Origin of the sequence: Phenylobacterium terrae (assembly GCF_042681205.1) — a bacterium.
Taxonomy (GTDB): domain Bacteria; phylum Pseudomonadota; class Alphaproteobacteria; order Caulobacterales; family Caulobacteraceae; genus Phenylobacterium; species Phenylobacterium terrae.
Genome location: NZ_JBHUEY010000004.1, coordinates 1 through 26,815 on the forward strand (window position 1 = coordinate 1; position 26,815 = coordinate 26,815).

Below are 26,815 nucleotides of genomic sequence, written 5' to 3' on the forward strand. Positions count from 1 at the left end.
GCACGGTCGGCGCGGGCGTCGTCTCGAAGATCATCGAATAGCCCACAGCGTCAGCTGAGAGCTGGAAAGGCCGCCGGAGCGATCCGGCGGCCTTTTTCTTTGTCCGCTCATCCCGGCGAAGGCCGGGATGAGCGGGTGAGGGGGCGCTGACCTGAGACCCGCCCTCTTCACCGCCCACACTTCCGCCGGCCTTCGCAAGGGAGGGTCCTGCCGCTCCTCCGACTCTCCTGGAACGCGAATTGCTTGCCGTCGCGCCAGGGCAAGGGAGGCGTTCCAAAATGGGCGCGACGGCGATCGAGGCGGTGGACGCGGCGGATCTGGACCGCGATGCGCGGGCGGCCTGGGCGGCGTTCCGCAGCGCCCGGCCGGAGCTCGCCAGCCCCTATTTCGACCTGCGCTACACTCTGGCGGCCAGCCAGGTGGCGCCGGGCGCGGCCGTGGCCGTGATCCGCCAGGGCGGCGAGATCGCCGGCTTCTTTCCTTTCCAGAGGCGCGGGGGGCTGATCCAGCCGCTGGCCGCGCCGCTGACCGATTATCACGGCCTGATCGCCCGGCCGGGCGCGGCCATCGACCTGGCCGAGGTGGTGACCGCCCTGGGCGCGCGCCGGCTGCGCTACTCCGGCCTCCTCGAGAGCGGGATCACGGCCGGCGACGGCGAGGGCCGGGCGGCGATGATCGCCGACCTGTCCGCGGGGTACGAAGGCTGGCTGGCGCAACGCCGGGCGGCTGGCCACGGCGACTTCCTGAGGGACAAGCGCCGCCGGCTGCGCCAGCTGGAAGCCAAGCACGGCGAGGTCGCCTTCACGCTGGAGAAGCGCGCCGCCGAGGTGCTGGAGATGGTGCTGGCGGTGAAGAGCGAGCAGATGCTGCGCACCGGCCAGCACGACGTCTTTTCCGCGCCCTGGACGCAAGGTCTGCTGCGGCGGCTGACGAACAGCACCGAGGCGGACTTCGGCCTCCGGTTCGCCGTGCTGCGGGCCGGGGAGCGGGTCGTGGCCGCCGAGCTCGGCCTCCTGTCCGGCGACAGCTATCACCTCTGGTTTCCGATCTACGATCCGGAATACGCGAAGTTTTCGCCCGGCGCGCTGATGACGCTGGCGAGCCTCGAGGCGCTGGCCGGGCAAGGCGTGACGCGGGTCGACTTCGGGCCCGAGGGCGAGGACTACAAGAAGTTCTTCGCCGACCCGGCCGGCCGGGTGCTGGAGGGCGACGTGCGCGTCGGGCCCCGGCCGCTCGGGGCTCTGACCCAGGCGGCCCTGGGCGCGGCGCCGCCGACGCTGCGCCGGGCCGCCACCCGCCTCGACCGGCGCCTGGACCGCATCACCGCCTGCGAGCCGCGGGTCGGCGGGCGGGTCGGCGCGACCCTGAAGTCCGTCGCCCTGCTGGGGCGCCGCCACCGCAAATTCACCGTCGGCGCGGGGCTGGGCCTGGCCGGCCTGGGCCTTGGCCTGACCGCAGAATGAGGAGAGTTTCGATGCAAACCGCCGAGCTGATCGCCCCCTTCACCGCCGACCAGGCGCTCGCCTTCGGCAAGACGCCGATGACCTTCCGCCACGGGCTGGTCGACACCGGCCTGTTCGAGGACGAGGCGTTGGCCGAGCTGCTCGACCGCTATCCGGCCGAGCTCTACGACATCAACCTGTTCGACTTCGACGCCGACGGGCAGGCCCAGATGCGGACCGGCGTGCGCGGTCGCCTGCCGGGCCGCGAGGTGCTGGCCGGCATCAAGGAGGGCCGCGTCTGGGTGCAGCTGCGCCGTGTGGAGGAGCACTATCCGGCGCTGGGCGCGGCGATGCGCCAGGCCTTCGGCCAGATCGCGGCCAACGCGCCGGGGTTCAAGCCGGCCCAGATCAACGGCCAGCTGATCCTCTCGGCCCCGAACGCCAAGGTGCCGTTCCACGCCGACGCGCCGGGCGTGGTGCTGTTCCACCTGCGCGGCCGCAAGCGGATCTGGATCTATCCGGCCGACGAGGCCCACATGCCCCAGCAGCTGATGGAGAACATCGTCCTGAAGCAGCAGACCGAGGACCTGCCGTACCGCCGCGAAATGGACGGCGCGGCCCAGGTTCTGGACCTGTCGCCCGGCGTGGCGGTGACCTGGCCGCTGCACGCGCCGCACCGGATCGAGAACCAGGAAGGCTTCAACGTCTCGCTGTCGGTGGACTACCAGACCTGGGGCACGCGCATCCTCAACGGCGCCCACTACACCAACGGCCTGCTGCGGCGGGCGGGGGCGCCGGTGGCGGCGATGACCCGCACCCCCGCGCCGGCCCGGGCGCTGCTCTGGGCGGCCTCGGTGGCCCTGAAGCGGCTGCCGCTGGTGGAGGACCGCATCAAGACGATGGAGCGGACCTTCGAGTTGCAAGGCGCTCGCATCTAGCCTGAAAACAACAACTTAGCTGTCAAAGATGGACGGTTGAAATTCGACTGGTGTGTCAGAAAAGCCATTGCCCACCCCTGATTGCGGGCGCAGTCTCGTTCCGTCCGATCCGGACTGTCGTATGCGAATCAGGAATAGCGGCATGCGCATTGCATTAGGGACTGCGGCCTCGATCGCCCTGGCGGTCGTGGCCTTGGCGGGTTGTGGCGAGACCGGGCCGAGCCAGGCTCAGGCCTCCAGCCAGGCACAGGGCGAAACCATCACCGCGGTGGGCTGCCCCGAGGCCGGCGCCCAGCCCAGCTGCCTTGTCATGAAGAAGGGCGACAAGGTCTACGACGTGACCGAAGCCGGGATCGACATGTCCAGAGGCGTGGGCGTGTCGGTGATGGGCACGGCTGCGGGCGAGGTCACCGCCTGCGGAACGAAACTGACCAACGTGAAGGTCGACTACATGGGGATCCAGTGCGCGCCGCCGGCGGCCTACTGATCCTTTGACGTATCGGTCTCGTCCGCGTCGGATGCAGCCGGCGCGGGCGGGCCGCCGCGCCATTCGCCGCTCGCCGGGTCGGTGGCGGTCTTCGGCGTCTGCGACGAGCCTTCGGCGCCCTTCGGCTCGTAGGCCGTCCTCGGCGGACGCCCGGACTTCATCTCGTCGTCCCGGTTGAGCGAGGGCTGCAAGGGCGCTCGCGAGTCTGTCCGCGGTTCCGGCTCACGGGGGGCGTCGGGACCGGCATCGGGCCGCGAGGGCTCGGCAGGGGCGGGGGACATGGGCGCGGATCCTTGGGGCTGCTGTCGCGGGCGTAAACGCGCCGCGGCCCCAGGCCGATCCGCGCCCTTGCTCCCGCCATGAGCCGCTGCTAAACGAGCCGGCTCCGGCGATGAGCCGCGCAGCGCCGGCAGGCGGACGCCTTCCGGCGCGCTGCTTCATTGGCGGACGGCGACTTAAGGAGTGTAGCTCAGCTGGTAGAGCATCGGTCTCCAAAACCGAGGGCCGGGGGTTCGAGTCCCTCCACTCCTGCCACCGCCGACCTTATCTAACGCCTGAAGGCCGGCGCCCCGCCGGTGAGCCGCAAAGAAAGTCCAGACCGCTTCCATGGCACGGAAACCCAGCGCCCCAGGCATGAGGGAGCGCGCCGCAAAGACGGCCGCGGCGATGGCCGCCGGCTCCTCGTCCGTCCAGGCGCCGCCGAAGAAGAAGACCCCTCCGGCCCAGTTCTTCCGCGAGGTCCGCGCCGAAGGGCGTAAGATCACCTGGACTAGCCGCAAGGAGACCTGGATCACCTCGGTGATGGTCGGGATCATGGTCGCCCTGGCCGCCGTCTTCTTCCTGGTCGTCGACTTCGGCATCGGCCGGGCGATGCAATTTATCCTGAGCCTTACGAACGCGGGATGACACAGATGAACGCCGAAGCCGCCCGCCCCGCGGACACGTCGAACCACAAGTGGTACATCGTCCACGCCTACTCCAACTTCGAGAAGAAGGTGAAGGAGTCCATCCTGGAGCAGGCGAGGGCCCAGGGCCTGGAAGACCAGTTCTCCGAAGTGCTGGTGCCGACCGAGGACGTCGTGGAGATCCGCCGGGGCCGCAAGGTCAACACCGAGCGCAAGTTCTTCCCGGGCTACGTGCTGGTGAAGATGAACCTGACCGACGAGGCCTACCACCTCATCAAGAACACGCCGAAGGTGACCGGCTTCCTGGGCTCGGGCTCCAAGCCGATGCCGGTGTCGGAGCGTGAGGTCGCCCGGATCATCGGCGCCATCGAGGAAGGTGTCGAGCGGCCCAAGCCCACCATCTCCTTCGAGATCGGCGAGCAGGTGCGGGTCACCGACGGTCCGTTCGCCAGCTTCAACGGCGCCGTTGAACAGGTCGACGAGGAACGGGCCCGCCTGCGCGTCACCGTCTCCATCTTCGGCCGCGCCACCCCCGTCGAGCTCGAATACAACCAGGTCGAAAAGGTCGGCTAGGCCGGCGGCGGATTGGTGGACCACCAAGACCGCCCAGGGCTGGCGGACCCACCCGCCCCAGTCGACGCGATCGGCCGCCAGGTGGTCGACGCCGCCATCAAGGTCCATCGGCTCCTTGGGCCCGGCCTGCTTGAGTCGGCCTACGAGCACTGCCTCGCACACGAGTTGCACAGTCGTGGCCTTACGGTGGCGCGTCAGGTCGCCCTGCCCATCGAGTACGACGGACTGCAGCTCGACGCCGGCTATAGGCTCGACCTGGTCGTCGAGGACGCGGTCCTGGTCGAGGTAAAGGCCGTCGAAGCATTGTCGCGCCTCCATGAGGCGCAGATCCTCACCTATCTGAAGCTCTCGGGCTTTCGGCTGGGCTATCTGCTGAATTTCAACGCGGTACAGCTCAAGCAGGGGCTGAGGCGGTTCGTCCGCTCCTAGTTAGCAGTCGGCGCCTGGTTTGGACCGCCAAGACCGCCAAGACCGCCAAGGTGGGCACAACCCCGGCGCCTGACGAAGATCGATTGGGCGAGCCGCCGCGCCCTTGGCGCTCTTGGCGGTCTTGGCGGTCAAATGACCGCCGCGGTTGCTCGCGAGGGGCATTGCTGGTACAGGCCCGCCCTTCGCGCCGGACGCTTGCGGACGGGGCGCTCAAATCCGTGGGAGGGGCGGCCAGCCTAACCCCGCACCACGGCTCAACCGACCGGGCGACCGGTCAACGAGGACAACATGGCCAAGAAGATCCTGGGCTACATCAAGCTGCAGGTGCCCGCCGGCTCCGCCACGCCTTCGCCGCCCATCGGGCCGGCGCTGGGTCAGCGCGGCGTCAACATCATGGGCTTCTGCAAAGAGTTCAACGCCCGCACCGAGAAGGAACAGAAGGGTACGCCCCTGCCGACGGTGATCACCGTCTATCAGGACAAGAGCTTCACCTTCGTCACCAAGACACCGCCGGCGACCTACTACATCAAGCAGGCCGTGGGCCTGAAGTCGGGCTCGGGCAAGACCGGCCGCGAGACGGTCGGCAAGATCACCCGCGCCCAGCTGCGCGAGATCGCCGAGAAGAAGATGAAGGACCTCAACGCCAACGACGTCGAGGCCGCCGCCCGCATCATCGAGGGCTCCGCCCGCTCGATGGGCCTTCAGATCGTGGAGGCGTGAGCACCATGGCCAAGCAACCCAAGCGCATCCAGGCCTGGACCGGCGACCGCAACGTCGCCCACCCGCTCGAAGCGGCCGTCAAGCTGGTCAAGGAAAACGCCAAGGCCAAGTTCGACGAGACCGTCGAGATCGCCGTCAACCTGGGCGTCGACCCCCGCCACGCCGACCAGCAGGTCCGCGGCGTCGTGTCCCTGCCGTCGGGCACCGGCCGCGACGTGCGCGTGGCCGTCATCGCCAAGGACGCCAAGCAGGAAGAGGCCAAGGCCGCCGGGGCCGACATCGTCGGCGCCGAGGACCTGGTCGAGCGGATCCAGGGCGGCTTCATGGAGTTCGACCGGGTGATCGCCACCCCGGACATGATGGCCCTGGTCGGCCGCCTCGGTAAGGTGCTGGGCCCGCGCGGCCTGATGCCGAACCCGCGGGTCGGCACCGTGACGCCGAACGTGGCCCAGGCCGTGAAGGACGCCAAGGGCGGCTCGATCGAGTTCCGCACCGAGAAGACCGGCATCATCCACGCCGGCATCGGCAAGGCGAGCTTCACCGAAGAGGCCCTGCTGGCCAACGCCCGCGCCCTGGTCGAGGCGCTGAACCGCGCCAAGCCGTCGGGCGCCAAGGGCACCTACATCAAGAAGATCAGCCTCTCCTCGACCATGGGGCCGGGCTTCAAGGTGGACGCCGGCTCGCTGGGCGCCTGAGGCGTTCCAGAGATCTGCCGAGTATCGGGAGGGCCGCAGCGATGCGGCCCTTTCTTTTTGCGTGGCCGCCAACCCAATCCGCCATGGCCGGCTCCATGCCGGCCACCCATCCTGATGGGCCTGCGACGGCTGCAACGGGTTGGGTGGCCGGGACGAGCCCGGCGATGGAGGTGGGGAAGCACGCAATTGACAGCTCGGCCTCCCCGGGCGCACCTTTCGACCCGCCGCAGTAGGGCGCACCGGCCGAAAGGTCGAACGGGCCATGCCCGCCTACGATGACCCACTCACACCCGTAGCGCGCCCGTGCCCAACCTCGAGAACCTGAAGAAGCAGGCCAAGCGCTTTGTGCGCTGGCGGCGGGAAGGCAAGTACACGGTGGCCGCCGCGATCCGGGAGAGGCTGCCGCGCTTCGCCGGCATGACCGACGCTCAGATCATGGCCCACCCCTTCCGGCTCGCCGACGCCCAGGAGCTGATCGCCCGCCAGTACGGGTTCGAGAGCTGGCCGGCGCTGATCGAAGGATCCGCCACCATGAGCACCACCCCCGCGCCTTCGCCGGGCCGCCCCGTGCTGACCGGCGCCGAGCCGCAGCTGTTCGTAACCGACATGGACCGGACGGTCGGCTTCTTCACCGAGCAGCTCGGCTTCACCGTCGGCTTCCTTTACGGGGAGCCGGCCTTCTACGGGCAGGTGCGCCGCGACGCCGTGCGGCTCAACCTGCGCTGCGTGGACGGCCCCGTCGGCAGGCCCGCCGACGAGGAGGACCTGCTGAGCGCCTCGATCACGGTCGATCGGCTCAAGGCGCTGTTCCGGGAGTTCCAGGAGCGCGGCGTGGCCTTTCACCAGCCGCTGACGCGCGAGCCCTGGCATGCGGAGAACCAGGCCCAATTCATCGTCGCCGATCCGGACGGCAACCTGCTGCTGTTCGCCGGCCGCACCGACTGATCGCGGACCGCTGTTCTGCGGCCGCTCGCAAGGCTAAGCTCCTGCGCGAAAAACAGGGGGAGGGGCGAACATGGGCGTGCGCACACTCATCGGCGCTTTGGCGCTGTCGCTGGCGCTCGCGGGGCCCGCCACCGCGGAGCGGTTCAGCTTCGTGGCGCTGGGGGATACGGCCTACAACCCGCCCGGGGACTATGCCGTCTACGAGTCCCTGATCGGACGCATTAACCGCGAGAAGCCGGCCTTCAGCATCCATGTGGGCGACACCTGGGGGGCGATGGTCTGCACCGAGGCGAACCACCGCACGATCCGGACCTGGTTCGACAAGTACGACCACCCGGTGCTCTACACGCCCGGCGACAACGAGTGGACCGACTGCCGCAAGCCCGAGATCCTGGAGGCCTACATCGGCACGGTGCGGGGGAACGCCACGCCCGAGCAGCTGAGGCTGCTGGGCCAGGCGCGTTTGCTGGACAACGCCATGGCCGGGACCAGCTTCGCGGACACCCTGGCCAGCCGCGATGCGATCCGCAGGGTGTTCTTCGCCGAGGCCAAGAGCCTGGGCCGGCGGACGATCCCGGTGGTCCGGCAATCCGATGTCTCCGAGCACAAGGACATGGTCGAGAACCTGCGCTGGGAGCGCTCGGGCGTGGTGTTCGCCACTGTCCACGTGCCGGGCACGGGGATGAACTTCACCATCAACGATCCGGTCCGGGCCAATGACGCCATCGCCCGCAACAAGGCCGACGTGGACTGGATCAAGGCGACCTTCGCAGAGGCCCGGGCGAAGGACGCCAAGGCGGTGGTGATCGCCCTCCACGCCGGCATGTTCGAGGACGCCCACGGCGACGACCAGTTCGGCAAGGCGCTGCGGGGCGGCGCCGAGGGGCCCTACTTCTGGATCGCGCTGGCGATCCGCGACCTGGCGGCCCGGTTCGGCAAGCCGGTGCTGCTGGTCAACGGCGACTTCCACGAGCTGGTCATCGACCGGCCCTTCCTGGTCAGCGAGGGCGAGCAGCGGCCGCCCAAGTACGGCAACATCACCCGGCTGCAGGTCTACGGCGCGCCGGAGATCAAGGCGGTGAAGGTCACCGTCGACACCGACACGCCCTGGGTCTTCGGCTTCGAGCCGCTGCACGACTGAGGCGGGAGCCGGCGCGCGCCTCGGGCGCTTAGGGGAGGGGCGGGCGCGGACGGAGCTTGAGAGATGGTGCGATGGACTGCGGCGGCGGCCGCATTCGCCCTGGCCCTGGCCGGCGGCGCGGGAGCGGCCCTCGCGGGCGAGGAGGCGCCGGTGGCGGCGCAGGCCGACAGCCGGCAAGGGGAGCCGCCGTCGTCGTGGACGCCGAGCGAGGCGCAGGTGGAGGAGCTGGAGCGGCAGGTGAAGATGCCGGCCGGCCAGTCGCTGCAGGGCTTCTCGCGCCTCTACCGCGGCGTCACCTTCGGCGGGCGACGGTTCATCCGCGGGCGCTACGAGAGCCCGGGGAACGGCTACATGATCCTGACGCCGGAGGACGGCTTCCCCCTTGTGGCCATCGGGGCCTTCTCGTCGAACGCGGCGACCTACGGGGTCTACTACGACGTCGATCGCCGGCAGCTGGTGGGGCCGGCGCGCTGGTGAGCGCGCCTTGAGTTTCGCCGCATCCTCGTGTAAAGGCCGCGCCTCTTGAAGTTTCGCGTCCCGCCAGGGGCGCGGGATGGGGGAGGGCTCTTCACCGAGCGCTTCCCGATCCTGTCCGAGAACAGCGGGGTTCCAGGGGCCGCCTGGAGCCGTAACGCGGGGAAGAGCCCTTCCTCGGCCGGTGGGAGACGGGAAGATGACGGCCTTTCACGCCCGCCGCAACGCGGCCGGCGCGGGCCAGCGCTTCTCTCCATGGACAGGCTGAACGGGCGGTCTTCGGCGTCTTCGCCGATGCGCGCCCGAGCTACCGGCGGCCGGATGGTCCGGTCGCCGCACCTGAGTAGGAGACCGCAATGGACCGCGCTCAAAAGCAGGACACCATCGAGGCGCTGAAGGGCGTCTTCGATACGTCCGGCGCCGTGGTCGTGACCCACTACCTGGGTCTGACCGTTGCGGAAATGACGGATCTGCGGGACCGCCTGCGCGAGCAGGGCGCCCAGCTGAAGGTGGTGAAGAACACCCTGGCCCAGAAGGCCCTGGACGGCTCGGTCGGCGAAGCGGGCGACGCCCTCTTCAAGGGCCCGGTCGCCATCGCCTATGCGCCGGATGCTGTCTCCGCCGCCAAGGTCGCGACCCAGTACGCCAAGGAGAACGACAAGTTCACCGTCATCGGCGGCCTCATGGGTCAGCAGGTGCTCGACAAGGGTGGGATCAGCGCGCTCGCCACGCTGCCCTCGCTCGACGAGCTCCGCGGCAAGATCATCGGCCTCATCCAGGCTCCGGCGACCAAGGTCGCGGGCGTCCTGCAGGCGCCGGCCGGTCAGCTTGCCCGCGTCTTCAATGCGTACGCGCAAAAAGACGCCGCCTGAACGTCATCTTCCCCGACAACTCCCAACCTTTAAGGACCAACCGACATGGCCAATCTGCAACAACTGGTGGACGACCTCTCCACCCTGACCGTCCTGGAAGCCGCTGAGCTGTCCAAGATGCTCGAAGAGAAGTGGGGCGTCTCCGCCGCGGCTCCGGTCGCCGTGGCCGCCGCTCCGGGCGCCGGCGGCGCTGGCGCTCCGGCCGAAGCGGCCGAAGAGCAAACCGAGTTCACCGTCGTCCTGACCGGCGGCGGCGACAAGAAGATCAACGTCATCAAGGAAGTCCGCGCCGTGCGTCCGGACCTCGGCCTGAAGGAAGCCAAGGACCTGGTGGAAGGCGCTCCGCAGAACGTGAAGGAGAACGTCTCCAAGCAGGAAGCGGAAGACATCAAGAAGCGCCTCGAAGCCGCCGGCGCCACCGTCCAGGTGAAGTAGTCCAGGCTTCAGAGCTTGATCCTGGGAAGGGGACGCCTCCGGGCGTCCCCTTTTTCTTTGTTGACCTCTCCCTCCGCCAGCGGAGGGAGAGGGTAGGGTGAGGGAGGTCCGGCCGCAGGGCCGCTTCCGCGCTGGAGGCCCGTCGCTGCGCTCCGGGCGTTCGTCGCGTCCGGCTTGAGCCGGCCGCGCCTCACCCCCTCACCCAACCCTCTCCCCGCGCTGCGGGGAGAGGTCTTTTCAGCGGGAACCTCGCCCCGCCTTTCCTTGTTCACCGCCAGCGAACTGACGAGCGCAAAGAGCACCCCGGGATACGCCCGGGTCGAGACGTGGAGCGGCGCGCCGAGGCCGGCGGCGCCGCTCCACTTTTCTTGCGTTAAGGGGCTTCCCACGACGCGCGAAAAGGCCTATGTGGCGAGTTCCGCGAAATTCTGAACATTTCGAGCAGCGATTCTTCGCGCGTGAAGCTCCGAGGCATGGCCCGCCGCCCTCCGGCCATGCGAAGGAGCGCCCCTGACGAGACCAAGGGGCATTCCAGCGTCCGCTCCCCGCGAGGGGAGAGCCGAGGGTGGACGCAGGATGAATAACTCAGGCGAACGGTGGCCCAGACTCCGTCCGCCCCGCAAGGGACAAAAATGGCGCAATCCTTCACCGGCAAGAAGCGGATCCGGAAGTCTTTCGGCCGCATCCCCGAAGCTGTGCAGATGCCGAACCTCATCGAGGTTCAACGGTCCTCCTACGAACAGTTCCTCCAGCGTGAGGTCCGCCCCGGCGAGCGCCGCGACGAGGGCATCGAGGCGGTCTTCAAGTCGGTCTTCCCGATCAAGGACTTCAACGAGCGCGCCGTGCTCGAGTACGTCTCCTACGAGTTCGAGGAGCCGAAGTACGACGTCGAGGAATGCGTCCAGCGCGACATGACCTACGCCGCGCCGCTGAAGGTCAAGCTGCGCCTCATCGTGTTCGAGACCGACGAGGAGACCGGCGCCCGCTCGGTGAAGGACATCAAGGAGCAGGACGTCTACATGGGCGACATCCCGCTCATGACAGAGAAGGGCACCTTCATCGTCAACGGGACCCAGCGCGTCATCGTCTCCCAGATGCACCGCTCGCCGGGCGTCTTCTTCGACCACGACAAGGGCAAGACCCACGCCTCCGGCAAGCTGCTGTTCGCCGCCCGGGTGATCCCCTACCGCGGCAGCTGGCTCGACTTCGAGTTCGACGCCAAGGACATCGTCTACGTCCGCATCGACCGGCGCCGGAAGCTGCCGGCCACCACCTTCCTGATGGCCCTGGGCATGGACGGGGAGGAGATCCTCTCCACCTTCTACGAGTCCGTCCCCTACGAGAAGCGCCAGGGCGGCTGGGCCACCCCCTACAAGCCCGAGCGCTGGCGGGGCGTGAAGCCGGAGTTCCCGCTGATCGACGCCGACACCGGCGAGGAGATCGCCCCGGCCGGCCAGAAGATCTCGGCCCGGAACGCCAAGAAGTTCGCCGACGCCGGCCTGAAGACCCTGCTGCTCGCGCCTGAGGCCCTGACCGGCCGCTACCTGGCGCGCGACCTGGTCAACATGGAGACCGGCGAGATCTACGCCGAAGCCGGCGACGAGCTCGACCCGACCCTGCTGGCCTCGCTGGAAGAGCAGGGCTTCACCACCCTCGACGTCCTCGACATCGACGAGGTCACGGTCGGCGCCTACATGCGCAACACCCTGCGGGTGGACAAGAACACCGCCCGCGAGGACGCGCTGTTCGACATCTACCGCGTCATGCGCCCCGGCGAGCCGCCGACGGTGGAAGCGGCCGAGGCGATGTTCAAGTCGCTGTTCTTCGATTCCGAGCGCTACGACCTGTCCTCGGTCGGCCGCGTGAAGATGAACATGCGCCTGGAGCTGGACTGCCCCGACGATGTGCGCGTCATCCGCAAGGAAGACGTGCTGGCGGTGCTGAAGACCCTGGTCGGCCTGCGCGACGGCCGCGGCGAGATCGACGACATCGACAACCTCGGCAACCGCCGGGTCCGTTCGGTGGGCGAGCTGCTGGAGAACCAGTACCGCGTCGGCCTGCTGCGCATGGAGCGGGCGATCAAGGAGCGCATGAGCAGCGTCGATATCGACACCGTCATGCCGCACGACCTGATCAACGCCAAGCCGGCGGCCGCGGCCGTGCGGGAGTTCTTCGGCTCCTCGCAGCTGTCGCAGTTCATGGACCAGACCAACCCGCTGTCGGAGATCACCCACAAGCGGCGCCTGTCGGCGCTCGGCCCGGGCGGTCTGACCCGCGAGCGGGCGGGCTTCGAGGTCCGCGACGTGCACCCGACCCACTACGGCCGGATCTGCCCGATCGAGACGCCGGAAGGCCCGAACATCGGCCTGATCAACTCGCTGGCCACCCACGCGGTGGTGAACAAGTACGGCTTCATCGAGAGCCCGTACCGGCGGGTGAAGGACGGCAAGATCACCGAAGAGGTGGTCTACATGTCGGCCATGGAGGAGGCGAAGCACGTCATCGCCCAGGCCAACATCAAGCTGGACGGCGGCGAGATCGTCGAGGACCTGGTCCCCGGCCGGATCAACGGCGAGCCGACCCTGCTGCCGAAGGACACCGTCGACCTGATGGACGTCTCGCCCAAGCAGGTCGTCTCGGTCGCCGCCTCGCTGATCCCGTTCCTCGAGAACGACGACGCCAACCGGGCCCTGATGGGCTCGAACATGCAGAAGCAGGCCGTGCCGCTGATCCAGTCCGACGCGCCCCTGGTGGGCACGGGGATGGAGGACGTGGTGGCCCGCGACTCCGGCGCCGTGGTGGTGGCTCGCCGCTCGGGCGTGGTCGAGCAGATCGACGGCACCCGGATCGTGGTCCGGGCGACGGAAGAGACCGACCCCACCAAGCCGGGCGTCGACATCTACCGGCTGCAGAAGTTCCAGCGCTCCAACACCTCGACCTGCATCAACCAGCGTCCGCTGGTGCGGGTCGGCGACCGGATCCGGGAAGGCGACGTGATCGCCGACGGCCCGTCGACGGAGCTGGGCGAGCTGGCGCTGGGGCGCAACACCCTCGTCGCCTTCATGCCCTGGAACGGCTACAACTTCGAAGACTCGATCCTGATCTCCGAGCGGATCGTGCGCGATGACGTCTTCACCTCGATCCACATCGAGGAGTTCGAGGTCATGGCCCGCGACACCAAGCTGGGTCCGGAAGAGATCACCCGCGACATCCCGAACGTCGGCGAGGAAGCCCTGCGCAACCTCGACGAGGCGGGCATCGTGGCGATCGGCGCCGAGGTGATGCCGGGCGACATCCTGGTCGGCAAGGTCACGCCGAAGGGCGAGAGCCCGATGACGCCGGAAGAGAAGCTCCTGCGGGCCATCTTCGGCGAAAAGGCCTCGGACGTGCGCGACACCTCGCTGCGGCTGCCGCCGGGCGTGGCCGGCACGATCGTGGAAGTGCGGGTGTTCAACCGCCACGGCGTCGACAAGGACGAGCGGGCGCTGGCCATCGAGCGGGCCGAGATCGACCGCCTGGGCAAGGACCGCGACGACGAGTTCGCGATCCTGAACCGCAACATGACCGCGCGCCTGCGCCAGCTGCTGGTCGGCAAGACCGCCGTCTCGGGTCCCAAGGGCCTGGGCCGCGGCGAGATCACCGAGGACAAGCTGAACGAGATCGCGCCCGGCCTGTGGTGGCAGATCGCCCTCGACGACGAGAAGGCGATGGGCGAGCTGGAGGCCCTGCGCCGTCAGTTCGACGAGGCCCGCAAGCGCCTCGACCGCCGCTTCGAGGACAAGGTCGACAAGCTGCAGCGCGGGGACGAGCTGCCCCCGGGCGTGATGAAGATGGTCAAGGTGTTCGTCGCGGTGAAGCGCAAGCTGCAACCGGGCGACAAGATGGCCGGCCGTCACGGCAACAAGGGGGTCATCTCCAAGATCCTGCCGATCGAGGACATGCCCTTCCTGGAGGACGGCACCCACGTCGACATCGTGCTCAACCCGCTGGGCGTGCCCAGCCGGATGAACGTCGGCCAGATCTTCGAGACCCACCTCGGCTGGGCCGCGGCCGGCCTGGGCCGTCAGGTCGCCGAGATGCTGGAGGCCTGGCGCCACGGCGGCCAGCGGCAGGCGCTGGTGGACCACCTGCGGGAGGTCTACGGCCCCGACGTGGAGCTGCCGGAGGACGATGACGAACTCGTCGAGCTGGCCCGGAACCTGTCGAAGGGCATCCCCTTCGCCACTCCGGTGTTCGACGGCGCCCACATCGACGACATCGAGAACCTGCTCGAGAAGGCCGGACTGCAGCGTTCGGGCCAGGTGACGCTGTTCGACGGCCAGACCGGCGAGCAGTTCAAGCGCCCGGTCACCGTCGGCTACATCTACATGCTGAAGCTGCACCACCTGGTGGACGACAAGATCCACGCCCGCTCGATCGGCCCCTACAGCCTGGTCACCCAGCAGCCGCTGGGCGGCAAGGCCCAGTTCGGCGGTCAGCGGTTCGGGGAGATGGAGGTCTGGGCCCTGGAGGCCTACGGCGCCGCCTACACCCTGCAGGAGATGCTGACGGTGAAGTCGGACGACGTGGCCGGACGGACCAAGGTCTACGAGTCCATCGTCCGCGGCGACGACACCTTCGAGGCCGGCATCCCGGAAAGCTTCAACGTGCTGGTCAAGGAGATGCGCTCTCTGGGCCTGAATGTGGAGCTGGAGAACGGCTAGGCGCGGGCCGACCGCGACGAGAACCAAAGGCGAGGGGAGGGGCCGTCAGCTCCTCCCCACCGCTCACAGAATTTCTGACGAACTGGATATCCGATGAACCAGGAAGTCCTGAATATCTTCAATCCGGTCCAGGCCGCTCCGACCTTCGACCAGATCCGTATCGCGCTGGCGTCCCCCGAGAAGATCCGCTCGTGGTCGTTCGGCGAGATCAAGAAGCCCGAGACGATCAACTACCGCACGTTCAAGCCCGAGCGTGACGGCCTGTTCTGCGCCCGCATCTTCGGTCCGACCAAGGACTACGAGTGCCTGTGCGGCAAGTACAAGCGCATGAAGTACAAGGGCATCATCTGCGAGAAGTGCGGCGTCGAGGTCACCCTCGCGCGCGTCCGCCGCGAGCGGATGGGCCACATCGAGCTGGCCAGCCCGGTCGCCCACATCTGGTTCCTGAAGTCGCTGCCGAGCCGCATCGCCCTGATGCTCGACATGCCGCTGAAGGACATCGAGCGGGTGCTCTACTTCGAGCACTACATCGTCACCGAGCCGGGGCTGACGCCCCTGAAGCTGCACCAGCTTCTGTCGGAAGACGACTTCATGCGCTTCCAGGAGGAGTTCGGCGACGACTCCTTCACCGCCGAGATCGGCGCCGAGGCGGTCCAGGGCCTGCTGCGCGGCCTGGACCTCAACAAGGAGGCCGAGAAGCTCCGCGAGGAGCTGATCACCACCACCTCGGAGATGAAGCTCAAGAAGGCGTCCAAGCGCCTGAAGCTGATCGAGAACTTCATCGAGAGCGGCAACAAGCCGGAGTGGATGATCCTGACGGTCATCCCGGTCATCCCGCCCGAGCTGCGCCCGCTGGTGCCGCTGGACGGCGGCCGCTTCGCGACCTCCGACCTGAACGACCTGTACCGGCGGGTGATCAACCGGAACAACCGCCTGAAGCGCCTGATCGAGCTGCGGGCGCCGGACATCATCATCCGCAACGAGAAGCGGATGCTGCAGGAGGCGGTCGACGCCCTGTTCGACAACGGCCGCAGAGGCCGGGTCATCACCGGCGCCAACAAGCGGCCCCTCAAGTCGCTGGCCGACATGCTGAAGGGCAAGCAGGGCCGGTTCCGCCAGAACCTGCTCGGCAAGCGCGTCGACTACTCGGGCCGTTCGGTCATCGTCGTCGGCCCCGAACTGAAGCTGCACGAGTGCGGCCTGCCCAAGAAGATGGCGCTGGAGCTGTTCAAGCCGTTCATCTACGCGCGGCTGGACGCCAAGGGCCTGTCGGGCACCGTCAAGCAGTCCAAGCGGATGGTCGAGCGTGAGCAGCCGCAGGTGTGGGACATCCTCGACGAGGTGATCCGCGAGCACCCGGTGCTGCTGAACCGCGCGCCCACGCTCCACCGCCTCGGCATCCAGGCGTTCGAGCCGAAGCTGATCGAGGGCAAGGCCATCCAGCTGCACCCGCTGGTCTGCGCCGCGTTCAACGCCGACTTCGACGGCGACCAGATGGCCGTGCACGTCCCGCTGAGCCTCGAGGCCCAGCTGGAAGCGCGCGTGCTGATGATGTCGACCAACAACATCCTCTCGCCCGCCAACGGCAAGCCGATCATCGTGCCGTCGCAGGACATCGTGCTCGGCCTCTACTACCTGTCGCTGGCCAAGGACGGTGAGCCCGGCGAGGGCAAGCTGTTCGCGGACCTGGGCGAGATCGAAGCGGCCCTCGACGCCGGCGTCGTGACGCTGCACTCGAAGATCAAGTGCCGCTACACCGAGATGGACGCGGACGGGAACCTGGTCACCAAGGTGATCGACACGACCCCCGGCCGGATGAAGATCGCCGCGCTGTTCCCGCGTCACCCCGCGGTCGGCCATCGCCTGATGGACAAGAACCTGACCAAGAAGGAGATCGGCAACCTGATCGACGTCGTCTACCGGCACTGCGGCCAGAAGGCGACGGTCATCTTCGCCGACCAGATCATGGGTCTGGGCTTCCGCGAGGCGGCCAAGGCCGGCATCTCCTTCGGCAAGGACGACATCGTCATCCCGGCCCGCAAGAAGGAGATCGTCGAGGAGACCCGCAAGCTGGTCGAGGAATACGAGCAGCAGTACGCGGACGGCCTGATCACCAAGGGCGAGAAGTACAACAAGGTCGTCGACGCCTGGGCCAAGTCCACGGACCGGGTCGCCGACGAAATGATGGCCGAGATCTCCTCGGCTCCGGTGGTCGACGGGCGCCAGCAGGAGATCAACTCGATCTTCATGATGGCCAACTCGGGCGCCCGGGGTTCGCAGGCCCAGATGAAGCAGCTCGGCGGCATGCGCGGCCTGATGGCCAAGCCGTCCGGCGAGATCATCGAGACGCCGATCATCTCGAACTTCAAGGAAGGCCTGACCGTCCAGGAGTACTTCAACTCCACCCACGGCGCCCGTAAGGGCCTGGCCGACACCGCGCTGAAGACCGCCAACTCGGGTTACCTGACCCGCCGCCTGGTGGACGTGGCGCAGGACTGCATCATCACCGAGGAAGACTGCGGCACCACGCGGGGCATCACCCTGCGCGCCGTCGTCGAGGGCGGCGACGTGCTGGTCTCCCTGGGCACCCGGGTGCTCGGCCGTTTCGCGGCCGAGGACATCAAGGACCCGGGCACGGGCGAGGTCATCGTCCCGGCCGACGCCTATCTCGACGAGAACATGGTCGAGATCATCGAAGGCGCGGGCGTGCAGTCCGTGAAGGTCCGCTCGGTGCTGACCTGCGAGACCAAGAACGGCGTCTGCGGCGCCTGCTACGGCCGCGACCTGGCGCGCGGCACGCCGGTGAACATCGGCGAGGCCGTCGGCGTCATCGCCGCCCAGTCGATCGGCGAGCCGGGCACCCAGCTGACGATGCGGACCTTCCACATCGGCGGCACCGCCCAGGTGGCCGAGCAGTCGTTCTTCGAGAGCGCCAACAACGGCGTCGTGCGGATCAGCGGCGGCAACACCGTCCAGGCCGCCGACGGCGAGCTGATTGTCATGAGCCGGAACCTGCAGGTGACGGTCCAGGTCGACGGCAAGGACCGCGAATCCTACAAGCCGCCCTACGGGGCGCGCCTGAAGGTGAAGGACGGCGACACCGTCAAGCGCGGCCAGCGCCTGGCCGACTGGGACCCGTACACCACCCCGATCATCACGGAAGTGGGCGGCCGGGTCCGGTTCGAGGACCTGGTGGAGAACGTCTCGGTCCGCGAGGAAGCCGACGAGGCCACCGGCATCTCCAACCGGGTGGTGGTCGACTGGCGCGCCTCGACCAAGGGCTCGGACCTGCGTCCGGCCACGGCGGTGCTCGACGAGACCGGCGCCTACAAGCGGCTGGCGAACGGCGGCGAGGCGCGGATGCTCCTGCCGGTGGGCGCCATCCTCTCCGTCGGCGACGGCGACGAGGTGAAGCCGGGCGACGTGCTCGCCCGTCTGCCCACCGAAAGCGCCAAGACGCGGGACATCACCGGCGGTCTGCCGCGGGTGGCCGAACTGTTCGAGGCCCGCCGGCCGAAGGACTGCGCGGTCATCGCCGAGATGGACGGCCGGGTCGAGTTCGGCCGGGACTACAAGAACAAGCGCCGCATCAAGATCACGCCGGAAGACGGCGGCGAGGCTGTCGAGTTCCTGATCCCGAAGGGCAAGCACATCGCCGTCCACGACGGGGACATCATCCGCAAGGGCGAGTACCTCATCGACGGCAACCCGGACCCGCACGACATCCTGCGGATCCAGGGGATCGAGGCGCTGGCCGACTTCCTGGTCAACGAGATCCAGGAGGTCTACCGGCTCCAGGGCGTGCCCATCAACGACAAGCACATCGAGACGATCGTCCGTCAGATGCTGCAGAAGGTCGAGATCCTCGAGCCGGGCGATACCGGCCTGCTCAAGGGCGACCACCTCGACAAGCTCGAGGTGGAGGAAGAGAACGCCAAGGCGGAGGCCCGCGGCGGCCGTCCGGCGCTCATCCAGCCGGTGCTGCTCGGCATCACCAAGGCCTCGCTCCAGACCCGCAGCTTCATCTCGGCGGCCTCGTTCCAGGAGACGACCCGCGTCCTCACCGAAGCCTCGGTGCAGGGCAAGATCGACACCCTGGAAGGGCTGAAGGAGAACGTCATCGTGGGCCGGCTCATCCCGGCCGGCACGGGCTCCTACCTGCGGAACCTGCAGCGGATCGCCGCCAAGCGCGACGAGGCTCTCACCGCCTCCCGCGAGGAGGCGATGGAGCCGCTGCCCGCGGAGATCGCCATCGATGCGGACGCCGAGAAGGCCGGCGCCTGAGCTTAAGGCTCGGAACGGAACGACGGAGCGGCCCGGGAGCGATCCCGGGCCGCTTTGTTTTTGCTTCCCGTCCGCCGAACTCTCGCGCGTCAGGCGAGTTTGTGCGCCGCTATTCCTGACGGGGGCGAGCGATGAGGACGAAGGTGACGATGGCCGCATCCGCGGCCCTGGCGTGGTGCCTGGCCGGCGCGGCCGTGGCCGGGCCCTTGCCGACCGGCGGCGTGACCGCCCAGGAGGTGGCCCAGGCCCTCCAGGACAAGGGGCTGCAGGCGCAGATCGGGACGGATTCCCAGGGCGACCCGATGATCACCAGCGCCCTCGACGGCACGCCCTTCCGGGTGCTGTTCTACACCTGCAAGGCGGGCCGCTGCGCGGCCATCTCCTTCGCCACCGCCTTCCCGCGGGCCGGAAACGTCGGCCTGCAGAAGATCAACGACTGGAGCCGCAACAACCGTTTCGGCCGGGGCTATCTCGGCGGCGAGAACTACCCTTACGTCGAGTACGACGTGGACCTGGAGCGGGGCGGCACGACCGAGGCGATCGGCAACGCCATAGACGTCTGGGCCTGGGTCATCCCGAACTTCAAGAAGCACATCGGCGTCGACTGACGCTGGCGCGGCGGCGGCGCGGCCCTATCTGGAGTGGAACGACCTCCGGAGGATGCGATGCCGCTGCTGCTCTGCCCCAACTGCAACACCTCGATGCAGAACGTGAACCGCTCGGGCGTCGAGCTCGACATGTGCCCGAGCTGCCGGGGCGTGTGGCTGGATCGCGGCGAGCTGGAGAAGATCCTGGCCGACGCGCGCGAGCAGATGGCCGGCGACCAGCAGGCCCGGCAGGTGTTCGAGCGGGAGGTGGACACCTTCCACCGCGACCCGGAGGCCTGGCGCCGGTCCCACCCGTACGATCCGCAACACCAGCGCTACCGGTACGACTACGACGACTACTACCGCCACAAGAAGCGCAAGAAGGGCTTCGACATCTTCGACATCTTCGACTGACGCCGCCGCAACTTGCGCGCGATCCACCCCCTGGCTACGGTGAAGCCTCGGGGGGAGTAACCTATGGCGTACCTGAAACTTGCGGCGGGCTTCGCCGCCCTGGCTGTCACCGCGTCCGCAGCTCAGGCCAAGGAGCCGCCCCCGCTGGCCGCGTTCGGGCGGCTGCCGGCGGTCGAGAGCGTGGACATCTCGCCGGACGGCAAGCGGCTGGCGCTGCTGGGCGGCCCGGCCGGCGCCCGCACCCTGGCCATCGCCACCATCGACGGGCCGACCTCGCCGCCGATCCGGCTGGGCGATGTGGACGCCATTTCCGCCGACTGGGTCGGCAACGACCATGTGCTCGTGCGCGTGGCCCGCTGGGAGCAGGTGGACGGCAAGGCCTACCGCATGGAGCGGAACATCGCCTTCACCGCCCAGGGTCAGCTGATGTCCACCCTGCTGTCGACCGACGAAGCCTCGTCCTTCGCCGTGGAGCATCCCCAGGTGGCGCTGTTCCACGAGCCGCCGCGCGCGCTCGTCCTGGGCCTGGCCTGGTCGATGGGGCCGAGCCGCGGCTTCGACACCTACGCCGCCCGCAAGGGCGTCGATTCCCCCTTCGTGAGGGCGCTCTGGAGCGTCGATCCGGCGACCGGCAAGGGACGGGCCGTGGAGCGTGGCGGCTACGACACCTGGGGCTGGGACGTGGACCTCTCGGGCGAGCCGCGGGTCCGCTACGACGTCGACGAGATCTCGCGGGCCTTCTCGATCCACGTGCGCGGCAAAGGCCAGAACCGCTGGACGGTGCTCGAGCGCGGCGAGGATATCGACGCCGCGATGGGCTACATCGGCTACTCCGACCCGGACGACGGGGTCTACCTGCGCGAGGCGGTGCAGGGCGGCGAGCGGGTGGTGCTGAAGAAGCTGAGCGACGGGTCGGTGACGCCGTTGGGCGAGCCGACGCCGGGCGCGACGCCCTACCTGCTGACCGACCCCTACCGCGGCGCCGCGGTGGCCGTGGTCGGTGGGGCCGAGCGGCCTGAGGTCCAGTGGCTCGACGCCGAGCTCGGCCAGGTCCACGCCCTGCTGTCGCGCGCCTTCAAGGACCGGCATGTCAGCCTGCATGACTGGTCCAGGGACCGGAGCCGGTTCATCGTGCGGGTGGACGGGCCCGGCGCGCCGCCGGCCTGGATGCTCTACGACAAGGCCGCCAAGTCGGTCTCGCCGCTGGGGGAGGAGTATCCCGAGCTCGAAGGCGTCGAGCTGGGGGCGACCCGTTGGATCACCTACAAGGCGCGCGACGGGCTGGAGATCGGGGCCTACCTGACCCTGCCGCCGGCGAGCCTGGGCGTGGCCAGGGCGCCCCTGATCGTCATGCCGCACGGCGGGCCGGGCAGTCGCGACGAATACGCCTTCGACTTCCTGACCCAGTTCCTGGCTTCGCGCGGCTACGCCGTGCTGCGGCCCCAGTTCCGCGGCTCCACGGGCTTCGGCCGGGCCTTCTACGAAGCCGGCCGCGCCGAGTGGGGCGGCAAGATGCAGACCGACCTGCTGGACGGCGTCGCGGCCGTGAGGCCGCTGGCCGAAGTGGACGCCGAGCGGAGCTGCATCGTCGGCTGGAGCTTCGGGGGCTATGCGGCCCTGGCGGGGGTGAGCCTTCACCCCGGCGCCTACCGCTGCGCCGCGTCGGTCGCCGGCATCTCGGACCTGAAGCTGCTGCTCGCCCAGCAGGGCGGGACCTACGGCCGCGCCTCGGCCTCGTTCCACTCGCTGCGCAGGATGCTGGCCCGCAACGGCCCGAACTCGCCGGAGCTGGTGACCACCTCGCCCCTGCGGCAGGTGGCCAACATCCAGGCGCCGGTGCTGCTGGTGCACGGCGGGCAGGACACCATCGTCGAGCCCGTGCAATCGGCGGCGATGCGCGACGCCCTGAAGGCGGCGGGCAAGCCGGTGGAGCATCTGCTGCTGCCCGACGACGACCACTACCTGCGTCGGCCGACCTCGCGAACCCAACTGCTTACGGCGCTCGAGTCGTTCCTGGCCAAGAACCTGCCGGTCCAGCGCTAGGGCGGCAGGCGCGGCGTCACCCGCGTCGCGCGGCTGCTGTCGTGGTGGGGCGCGCCCATCTCGGCGGCCATGCCGCCGCCGTAGTCCGGATCGCCGATGTTGTCCGAGCCCTCGGGGGCTACGCCTTCCGGCTCGGGCGGCAGCGGCGAGACGCCGGCGGCGCGGTCGAAGGCGGCGCGCTTGAGCGGGGCGATGCCCGCCGCCGGCCCGTAGTCGGGGCCCTCGGCGCGGCGGGCGCCCAGCCGCTCGGCGCAGCGGTCCCGTTCCTCGCGGCTGAGGCGCGCAGCCTCGTCGCATCCCAGCCGTCCCCTGAGCGCGCGGCCAAGCTCCGGCAGGGCAGGGGCGGCGGCCGGCGGCGCCCGCGTCCCCTGCGCCGCGGTCGGCAGATGCAGGGGCGGGACGGCGTCGTCGGCCTCGTCCGGCCGGCGCGGGGTGCGGGGCCGCAGCGGCCGCAGCGGGGCGGGGAGGTCGGCGGAGGGAGCCCGGGGCGGCAGGTGGAACGGCCGGATGTCGAGCTGGACCGTCGCCGGCCCGGGGTAGGGCGTGCGCAGCTCTGATCGTGTCAGGCCCAGCCAGGACAGGACAGCCACGTGCGCCCCCGCCGAGACGAGGAGGATCGCCGCCGTCCGCGCTGGCGCTCGCCGAAGCATGCAGCTCCCCCGCCTTGCAACCTAGGCTTTAAAGCTAGCACGCCCCCGGGCGATCGCATGGCGAGCGTGACGCAGGCCGCGCGAGATTGACTGGAAGCGGCTTCGCGACTATGTAGCGCGCTCTTTCGAGGTCGGGGTTCGCCCTGGTCCGATGAACGGCTGCTCCACCAGGGGCGGCGGACCCGCCGGAATGCGAAGTTCCGCATCCCGGCGAGTTTTTGCGTTCAGAGGGCCGCTTCGAAGCCAAACGACAATCAACGACCCCCTGAGGCGCTTCGGCCTGACGGCACACGCCTCCACAGACGCAGAGATTAGATGCCGACAGTCAACCAGCTCATCCGCAAGCCGCGCCAGGACAAGCCCTCGCGCAACAAGGTTCCGGCCCTGAAGGGGTGCCCGCAGCGCCGCGGCGTCTGCACGCGGGTCTACACCACCACCCCGAAGAAGCCGAACTCGGCCCTGCGGAAGGTCGCCAAGGTGCGCCTGACCACCGGCATCGAAGCGGTGTGCTACATCCCCGGCGAAGGCCACAACCTGCAGGAACACTCCGTGGTGCTGATCCGCGGCGGGCGGGTGAAGGACCTTCCGGGCGTGCGCTACCACATCCTGCGCGGCGTGCTCGACACTCAAGGGGTCAAGGACCGCAGGCAGCGCCGTTCGCTCTACGGCGCCAAGCGTCCGAAGTAAGGATCAAGAGACATGTCCCGCCGCCGTCGCGCAGAGAAGCGTGAAGTCCTTCCCGATCCCAAGTTCGGGGACCTGGTCGTCACCAAGTTCATGAACTACGTCATGTACGAGGGGAAGAAGGCCGTCGCCGAGAACATCATCTACGGCGCCTTCGACATCCTCGAGGCCAAGCGCCGCGACATGGGCCCGCTGGAGACCTTCCACGCGGCCCTGGACAACGTCGCTCCGGCCATCGAAGTCCGCTCCCGCCGGGTCGGCGGCGCGACCTACCAGGTGCCTGTGGAAGTCCGCCCGGACCGCCGCCGGGCCCTGGCGATCCGCTGGCTGGTCAACGCCGCGCGCAACCGCGGCGAGAACACCATGACCGAGAAGCTGGCCGGCGAGCTGCTGGACGCCTCCTCGAACCGCGGTGCGGCCGTGAAGAAGCGCGAAGACACCCACAAGATGGCCGAAGCCAACCGGGCCTTCTCGCACTACCGCTGGTAAGACCCCATATCCATCGCTTTCCGGCGCGGGCGGTTTGAGCTAAACCGCCCGCGCCGTTCGTTAGCGATCCAATTCCGAACGCACCCCTAGCCGAGCTTTCAGCTATGCCCCGCACCCACAAGATCGAAGATTACCGCAACTTCGGGATCATGGCCCACATCGACGCGGGCAAGACCACGACGACGGAGCGGATCCTCTACTACACCGGCAAGAGCCATAAGATCGGCGAGGTCCATGATGGCGCGGCCACCATGGACTGGATGGAGCAGGAGCAGGAGCGGGGGATCACCATCACCTCCGCCGCCACGACCGCTTTCTGGAAAGAAAAGCGCCTGAACATCATCGACACGCCCGGCCACGTGGACTTCACCATCGAGGTGGAGCGCAGCCTGCGCGTGCTCGACGGCGCGGTGACCGTGCTCGACGGCAACGCCGGCGTGGAGCCGCAGACCGAGACGGTCTGGCGTCAGGCCGACAAGTACAAGGTTCCGCGGATCGTGTTCGTCAACAAGATGGACAAGATCGGCGCCGACTTCGACGCCTCGGTGCAGTCGATCCGCGACCGCCTGGGCGCCAAGGCCGTTCCGATCCAGTTCCCGATCGGCTCGGAATCCAACCTGCGCGGCCTGGTGGACCTGGTCCGCATGAAGGCGGTGCTGTGGGACAACGACGGCCTGGGCGCCAAGTTCTGGGACGAAGAGATCCCGGCCGACCTGAAGGACAAGGCCGAAGAGGCCCGCAACTACCTGATCGAGAACGCCGTCGAGCTCGATGACGAGGCGATGGAAGCCTACCTCTCGGGCGAAGAGCCGTCCGAAGAGACGATCAAGAAGTGCATCCGCAAGGCGGTGATCACCGGCGCCTTCTACCCGATCCTCTGCGGCTCGGCGTTCAAGAACAAGGGCGTGCAGCCGCTGCTGGACGCGGTCGTCGACTACCTGCCTTCGCCGGTGGACATTCCGCCGACCCCGGGCCTGGACTTCCGCACTGAAGAGCCGGTGGTCCGCCGCGCTTCGGACGACGAGCCCCTGTCGGTGCTGGCGTTCAAGATCATGGACGACCCGTACGTCGGCTCGCTGACCTTCTGCCGGATCTACTCGGGCAAGCTGGAGACCGGCATGGGCCTGCTGAACTCGACGCGCGACAAGCGCGAGCGGGTCGGCCGCATGCTGCTGATGCACTCGAACAACCGCGAGGACATCAAGGAAGCCTACGCCGGCGACATCGTCGCCCTGGCCGGCCTGAAGGACACCCGCACCGGGGACACCCTGTGCGATCCGACCCGCTCGCCGGTCATCCTGGAGAAGATGGAGTTCCCCGCGCCGGTCATCGAGATCGCCGTGGAGCCGAAGTCCAAGGCCGACCAGGAGAAGCTGGGCGTGGCGCTGGCCAAGCTGGCCGCCGAGGATCCGTCCTTCAACGTCTCGACCGACCACGAGAGCGGCCAGACCATCCTGAAGGGGATGGGCGAGCTGCACCTGGACATCAAGATCGACATCCTGAAGCGCACCTATAAGGTCGAGGCCAACATCGGCGCGCCGCAGGTGGCCTATCGCGAGAGCCTGGGTCGTCGGGCCGAGATCGACTACACCCACAAGAAGCAGACCGGCGGCACGGGCCAGTTCGCCCGCGTGAAGCTGGTGTTCGAACCCGGCGAGCCGGGCTCGGGCTTCCAGTTCGAGAGCGCCATCGTCGGCGGCGCGGTGCCCAAGGAATACATCCCGGGCGTCGAGAAGGGCCTGACCTCGGCCAAGGAAAACGGCCTGCTGGCCGGCTTCCCGGTGATCGACTTCAAGGCCACCCTGATCGACGGCGCCTACCACGACGTCGACTCCTCGGTGCTGGCCTTCGAAATCGCTTCGCGCGCGGCCTTCAAGGAACTGCGCGAGAAGGGTTCGCCCAAGCTGCTCGAGCCGATCATGAACGTCGAGGTCGTGACCCCGGAGGAATACCTGGGCAGCGTCATCGGCGACCTGAACGGCCGCCGCGGTCAGATCCAGGGGCAGGACGTGCGCGGCAACGCCATCGTCATCAACGCCTTCGTGCCGCTGGCGAACATGTTCGGCTACGTGAACACCCTTCGGGGCATGTCGCAGGGCCGCGCCGCCTTCACCATGCAGTACGACCACTACGCTCCGGTGCCGCAAGCCGTCGCCGACGAAGTGATCAAGAAGTACGCCTAACCAACCCATCGACTGAAAGGACCAGGCCCCACCCGGGCTGGAGCTTGAAATGGCCAAGGAAAAGTTCGAACGCACCAAGCCGCACTGCAACATCGGCACCATCGGTCACGTCGACCATGGCAAGACGACGCTGACGGCGGCGATCACGATGACGCTGGCCAAGACGGGCGGTGCGACGGCGAAGAAGTACGAAGACATCGACGCGGCGCCGGAAGAGAAGGCCCGCGGGATCACGATCAACACGGCGCACGTGGAGTATGAGACGCAGAACCGTCACTACGCCCACGTCGACTGCCCCGGCCACGCCGACTATGTGAAGAACATGATCACCGGCGCGGCGCAGATGGACGGCGCGATCCTGGTGGTGTCGGCGGCGGACGGTCCGATGCCGCAGACCCGCGAGCACATCCTGCTGGCCCGTCAGGTGGGCGTGCCGGCGCTGGTGGTGTTCATGAACAAGGTCGACATGGTCGACGACGCCGAGCTGCTGGACCTGGTCGAGATGGAAGTGCGCGAGCTGCTTTCGTCGTACCAGTTCCCGGGCGACGACATCCCGATCGTCAAGGGCTCGGCCCTGGCGGCGGTGGAAGGCACCAACCCGGAGATCGGCGAGAACGCCATCCTCGAGCTGATGAAGGCGGTGGACGAGTACATCCCGCAGCCGGAGCGTCCGATCGACCTGCCGTTCCTGATGCCGGTGGAAGACGTGTTCTCGATCTCGG

At 68.5% G+C, this 26,815-nt stretch carries 24 protein-coding genes and 1 tRNA gene; 23 read left to right on the forward strand and 2 right to left on the reverse strand.

What is annotated here, in order from left to right; all coding sequences use genetic code 11:
• Nucleotides 1-278 precede the first annotated feature (278 nt).
• The 3 genes from ACFSC0_RS14125 (at nt 279) to ACFSC0_RS14135 (ending at nt 2,867) form a co-directional block, all read left to right on the forward strand.
• The gene (locus ACFSC0_RS14125; RefSeq protein WP_377284126.1) at nt 279-1,463 is read left to right on the forward strand and encodes a GNAT family N-acetyltransferase; all 1,185 of its coding nucleotides are present in this window, start codon (nt 279-281) and stop codon (nt 1,461-1,463) included.
• An 11-nt stretch (nt 1,464-1,474) separates the two neighbouring features.
• Nucleotides 1,475-2,380: a transcriptional regulator gene (locus ACFSC0_RS14130; RefSeq protein ID WP_377284127.1), complete on the forward strand. Its 906-nt coding sequence runs from the start codon at nt 1,475-1,477 to the stop codon at nt 2,378-2,380.
• Between the two features lie 142 nt (nt 2,381-2,522).
• Nucleotides 2,523-2,867: a hypothetical protein gene (locus tag ACFSC0_RS14135; protein WP_377284128.1), complete on the forward strand. Its 345-nt coding sequence runs from the start codon at nt 2,523-2,525 to the stop codon at nt 2,865-2,867.
• Here ACFSC0_RS14135 and ACFSC0_RS14140 read toward each other — a convergent pair.
• The gene (locus ACFSC0_RS14140) at nt 2,861-3,058 is read right to left on the reverse strand and encodes a hypothetical protein (protein WP_377284129.1); all 198 of its coding nucleotides are present in this window, start codon (nt 3,056-3,058) and stop codon (nt 2,861-2,863) included. The genes ACFSC0_RS14135 and ACFSC0_RS14140 overlap by 7 nt on opposite strands.
• Before the next feature lie 267 nt (nt 3,059-3,325).
• Between ACFSC0_RS14140 and ACFSC0_RS14145 the strand changes: the two genes are divergently transcribed.
• The 16 genes from ACFSC0_RS14145 (at nt 3,326) to ACFSC0_RS14220 (ending at nt 22,087) form a co-directional block, all read left to right on the forward strand.
• Nucleotides 3,326-3,401, forward strand: a tRNA-Trp gene (locus ACFSC0_RS14145).
• 99 nt (nt 3,402-3,500) lie between these two features.
• Nucleotides 3,501-3,773 carry a preprotein translocase subunit SecE gene (secE, locus tag ACFSC0_RS14150; RefSeq protein WP_377284130.1) on the forward strand — a complete coding sequence of 91 codons (273 nt, stop codon included), beginning with the start codon at nt 3,501-3,503 and terminating at the stop codon, nt 3,771-3,773.
• Between the two features lie 5 nt (nt 3,774-3,778).
• Nucleotides 3,779-4,345 (forward strand): transcription termination/antitermination protein NusG, encoded by a 567-nt coding sequence (nusG, locus tag ACFSC0_RS14155; protein ID WP_377284131.1) that lies wholly within the window; start codon nt 3,779-3,781, stop codon nt 4,343-4,345.
• Between the two features lie 81 nt (nt 4,346-4,426).
• The gene (locus ACFSC0_RS14160) at nt 4,427-4,774 is read left to right on the forward strand and encodes a GxxExxY protein (RefSeq protein WP_377355186.1); all 348 of its coding nucleotides are present in this window, start codon (nt 4,427-4,429) and stop codon (nt 4,772-4,774) included.
• Nucleotides 4,775-5,062: 288 nt separating this feature from the next.
• A complete protein-coding gene (rplK, locus tag ACFSC0_RS14165) occupies nt 5,063-5,494 on the forward strand; it encodes a 50S ribosomal protein L11 (protein WP_377284133.1) in 432 nt (143 codons plus the stop codon).
• Between the two features lie 5 nt (nt 5,495-5,499).
• The gene (gene rplA / locus ACFSC0_RS14170) at nt 5,500-6,189 is read left to right on the forward strand and encodes a 50S ribosomal protein L1 (protein WP_377284134.1); all 690 of its coding nucleotides are present in this window, start codon (nt 5,500-5,502) and stop codon (nt 6,187-6,189) included.
• Between the two features lie 303 nt (nt 6,190-6,492).
• Nucleotides 6,493-7,134, forward strand: coding sequence for a VOC family protein (locus ACFSC0_RS14175; protein ID WP_377284135.1), 642 nt, complete (start codon nt 6,493-6,495; stop codon nt 7,132-7,134).
• A gap of 70 nt (nt 7,135-7,204) precedes the next feature.
• Nucleotides 7,205-8,275, forward strand: coding sequence for a hypothetical protein (locus ACFSC0_RS14180; RefSeq protein ID WP_377284136.1), 1,071 nt, complete (start codon nt 7,205-7,207; stop codon nt 8,273-8,275).
• Between the two features lie 63 nt (nt 8,276-8,338).
• Nucleotides 8,339-8,752 carry a hypothetical protein gene (locus tag ACFSC0_RS14185; RefSeq protein WP_377284137.1) on the forward strand — a complete coding sequence of 138 codons (414 nt, stop codon included), beginning with the start codon at nt 8,339-8,341 and terminating at the stop codon, nt 8,750-8,752.
• A 353-nt stretch (nt 8,753-9,105) separates the two neighbouring features.
• Entirely contained in the window at nt 9,106-9,621 is a 516-nt protein-coding gene (gene rplJ, locus ACFSC0_RS14190) for a 50S ribosomal protein L10 (RefSeq protein WP_377284138.1), read from the forward strand.
• A gap of 45 nt (nt 9,622-9,666) precedes the next feature.
• Nucleotides 9,667-10,056 (forward strand): 50S ribosomal protein L7/L12, encoded by a 390-nt coding sequence (gene rplL / locus ACFSC0_RS14195; protein ID WP_377284139.1) that lies wholly within the window; start codon nt 9,667-9,669, stop codon nt 10,054-10,056.
• A 632-nt stretch (nt 10,057-10,688) separates the two neighbouring features.
• Nucleotides 10,689-14,759, forward strand: coding sequence for a DNA-directed RNA polymerase subunit beta (gene rpoB, locus ACFSC0_RS14200; RefSeq protein WP_377284140.1), 4,071 nt, complete (start codon nt 10,689-10,691; stop codon nt 14,757-14,759).
• Nucleotides 14,760-14,852: 93 nt separating this feature from the next.
• Nucleotides 14,853-19,043 (forward strand): DNA-directed RNA polymerase subunit beta', encoded by a 4,191-nt coding sequence (gene rpoC / locus ACFSC0_RS14205; RefSeq protein ID WP_377284141.1) that lies wholly within the window; start codon nt 14,853-14,855, stop codon nt 19,041-19,043.
• Between the two features lie 149 nt (nt 19,044-19,192).
• Nucleotides 19,193-19,651, forward strand: coding sequence for a YbjN domain-containing protein (locus ACFSC0_RS14210; RefSeq protein WP_377284142.1), 459 nt, complete (start codon nt 19,193-19,195; stop codon nt 19,649-19,651).
• 57 nt (nt 19,652-19,708) lie between these two features.
• Nucleotides 19,709-20,044, forward strand: a complete 336-nt coding sequence (locus tag ACFSC0_RS14215) for a TFIIB-type zinc ribbon-containing protein (RefSeq protein WP_377284143.1) — start codon at nt 19,709-19,711, stop codon at nt 20,042-20,044.
• A gap of 63 nt (nt 20,045-20,107) precedes the next feature.
• Nucleotides 20,108-22,087, forward strand: coding sequence for an alpha/beta hydrolase family protein (locus ACFSC0_RS14220; protein WP_377284144.1), 1,980 nt, complete (start codon nt 20,108-20,110; stop codon nt 22,085-22,087).
• Here ACFSC0_RS14220 and ACFSC0_RS14225 read toward each other — a convergent pair.
• Nucleotides 22,084-22,737 carry a hypothetical protein gene (locus ACFSC0_RS14225; RefSeq protein WP_377355187.1) on the reverse strand — a complete coding sequence of 218 codons (654 nt, stop codon included), beginning with the start codon at nt 22,735-22,737 and terminating at the stop codon, nt 22,084-22,086. The two genes, ACFSC0_RS14220 and ACFSC0_RS14225, sit on opposite strands and share 4 nt — an antisense overlap.
• A gap of 315 nt (nt 22,738-23,052) precedes the next feature.
• Between ACFSC0_RS14225 and rpsL the strand changes: the two genes are divergently transcribed.
• From rpsL to ACFSC0_RS14245, 4 genes are all read left to right on the forward strand, one after another.
• Nucleotides 23,053-23,424: a 30S ribosomal protein S12 gene (gene rpsL, locus ACFSC0_RS14230; protein WP_293345753.1), complete on the forward strand. Its 372-nt coding sequence runs from the start codon at nt 23,053-23,055 to the stop codon at nt 23,422-23,424.
• 12 nt (nt 23,425-23,436) lie between these two features.
• A complete protein-coding gene (gene rpsG, locus ACFSC0_RS14235) occupies nt 23,437-23,910 on the forward strand; it encodes a 30S ribosomal protein S7 (RefSeq protein ID WP_377284146.1) in 474 nt (157 codons plus the stop codon).
• A gap of 104 nt (nt 23,911-24,014) precedes the next feature.
• On the forward strand, nt 24,015-26,093 hold the full coding sequence (gene fusA / locus ACFSC0_RS14240) for an elongation factor G (RefSeq protein ID WP_377284147.1): 2,079 nt from the start codon (nt 24,015-24,017) through the stop codon (nt 26,091-26,093).
• 49 nt (nt 26,094-26,142) lie between these two features.
• A partial coding sequence (locus ACFSC0_RS14245; RefSeq protein WP_377355189.1) for a GTP-binding protein occupies nt 26,143-26,815 on the forward strand: 673 nt, incomplete at its 3' end.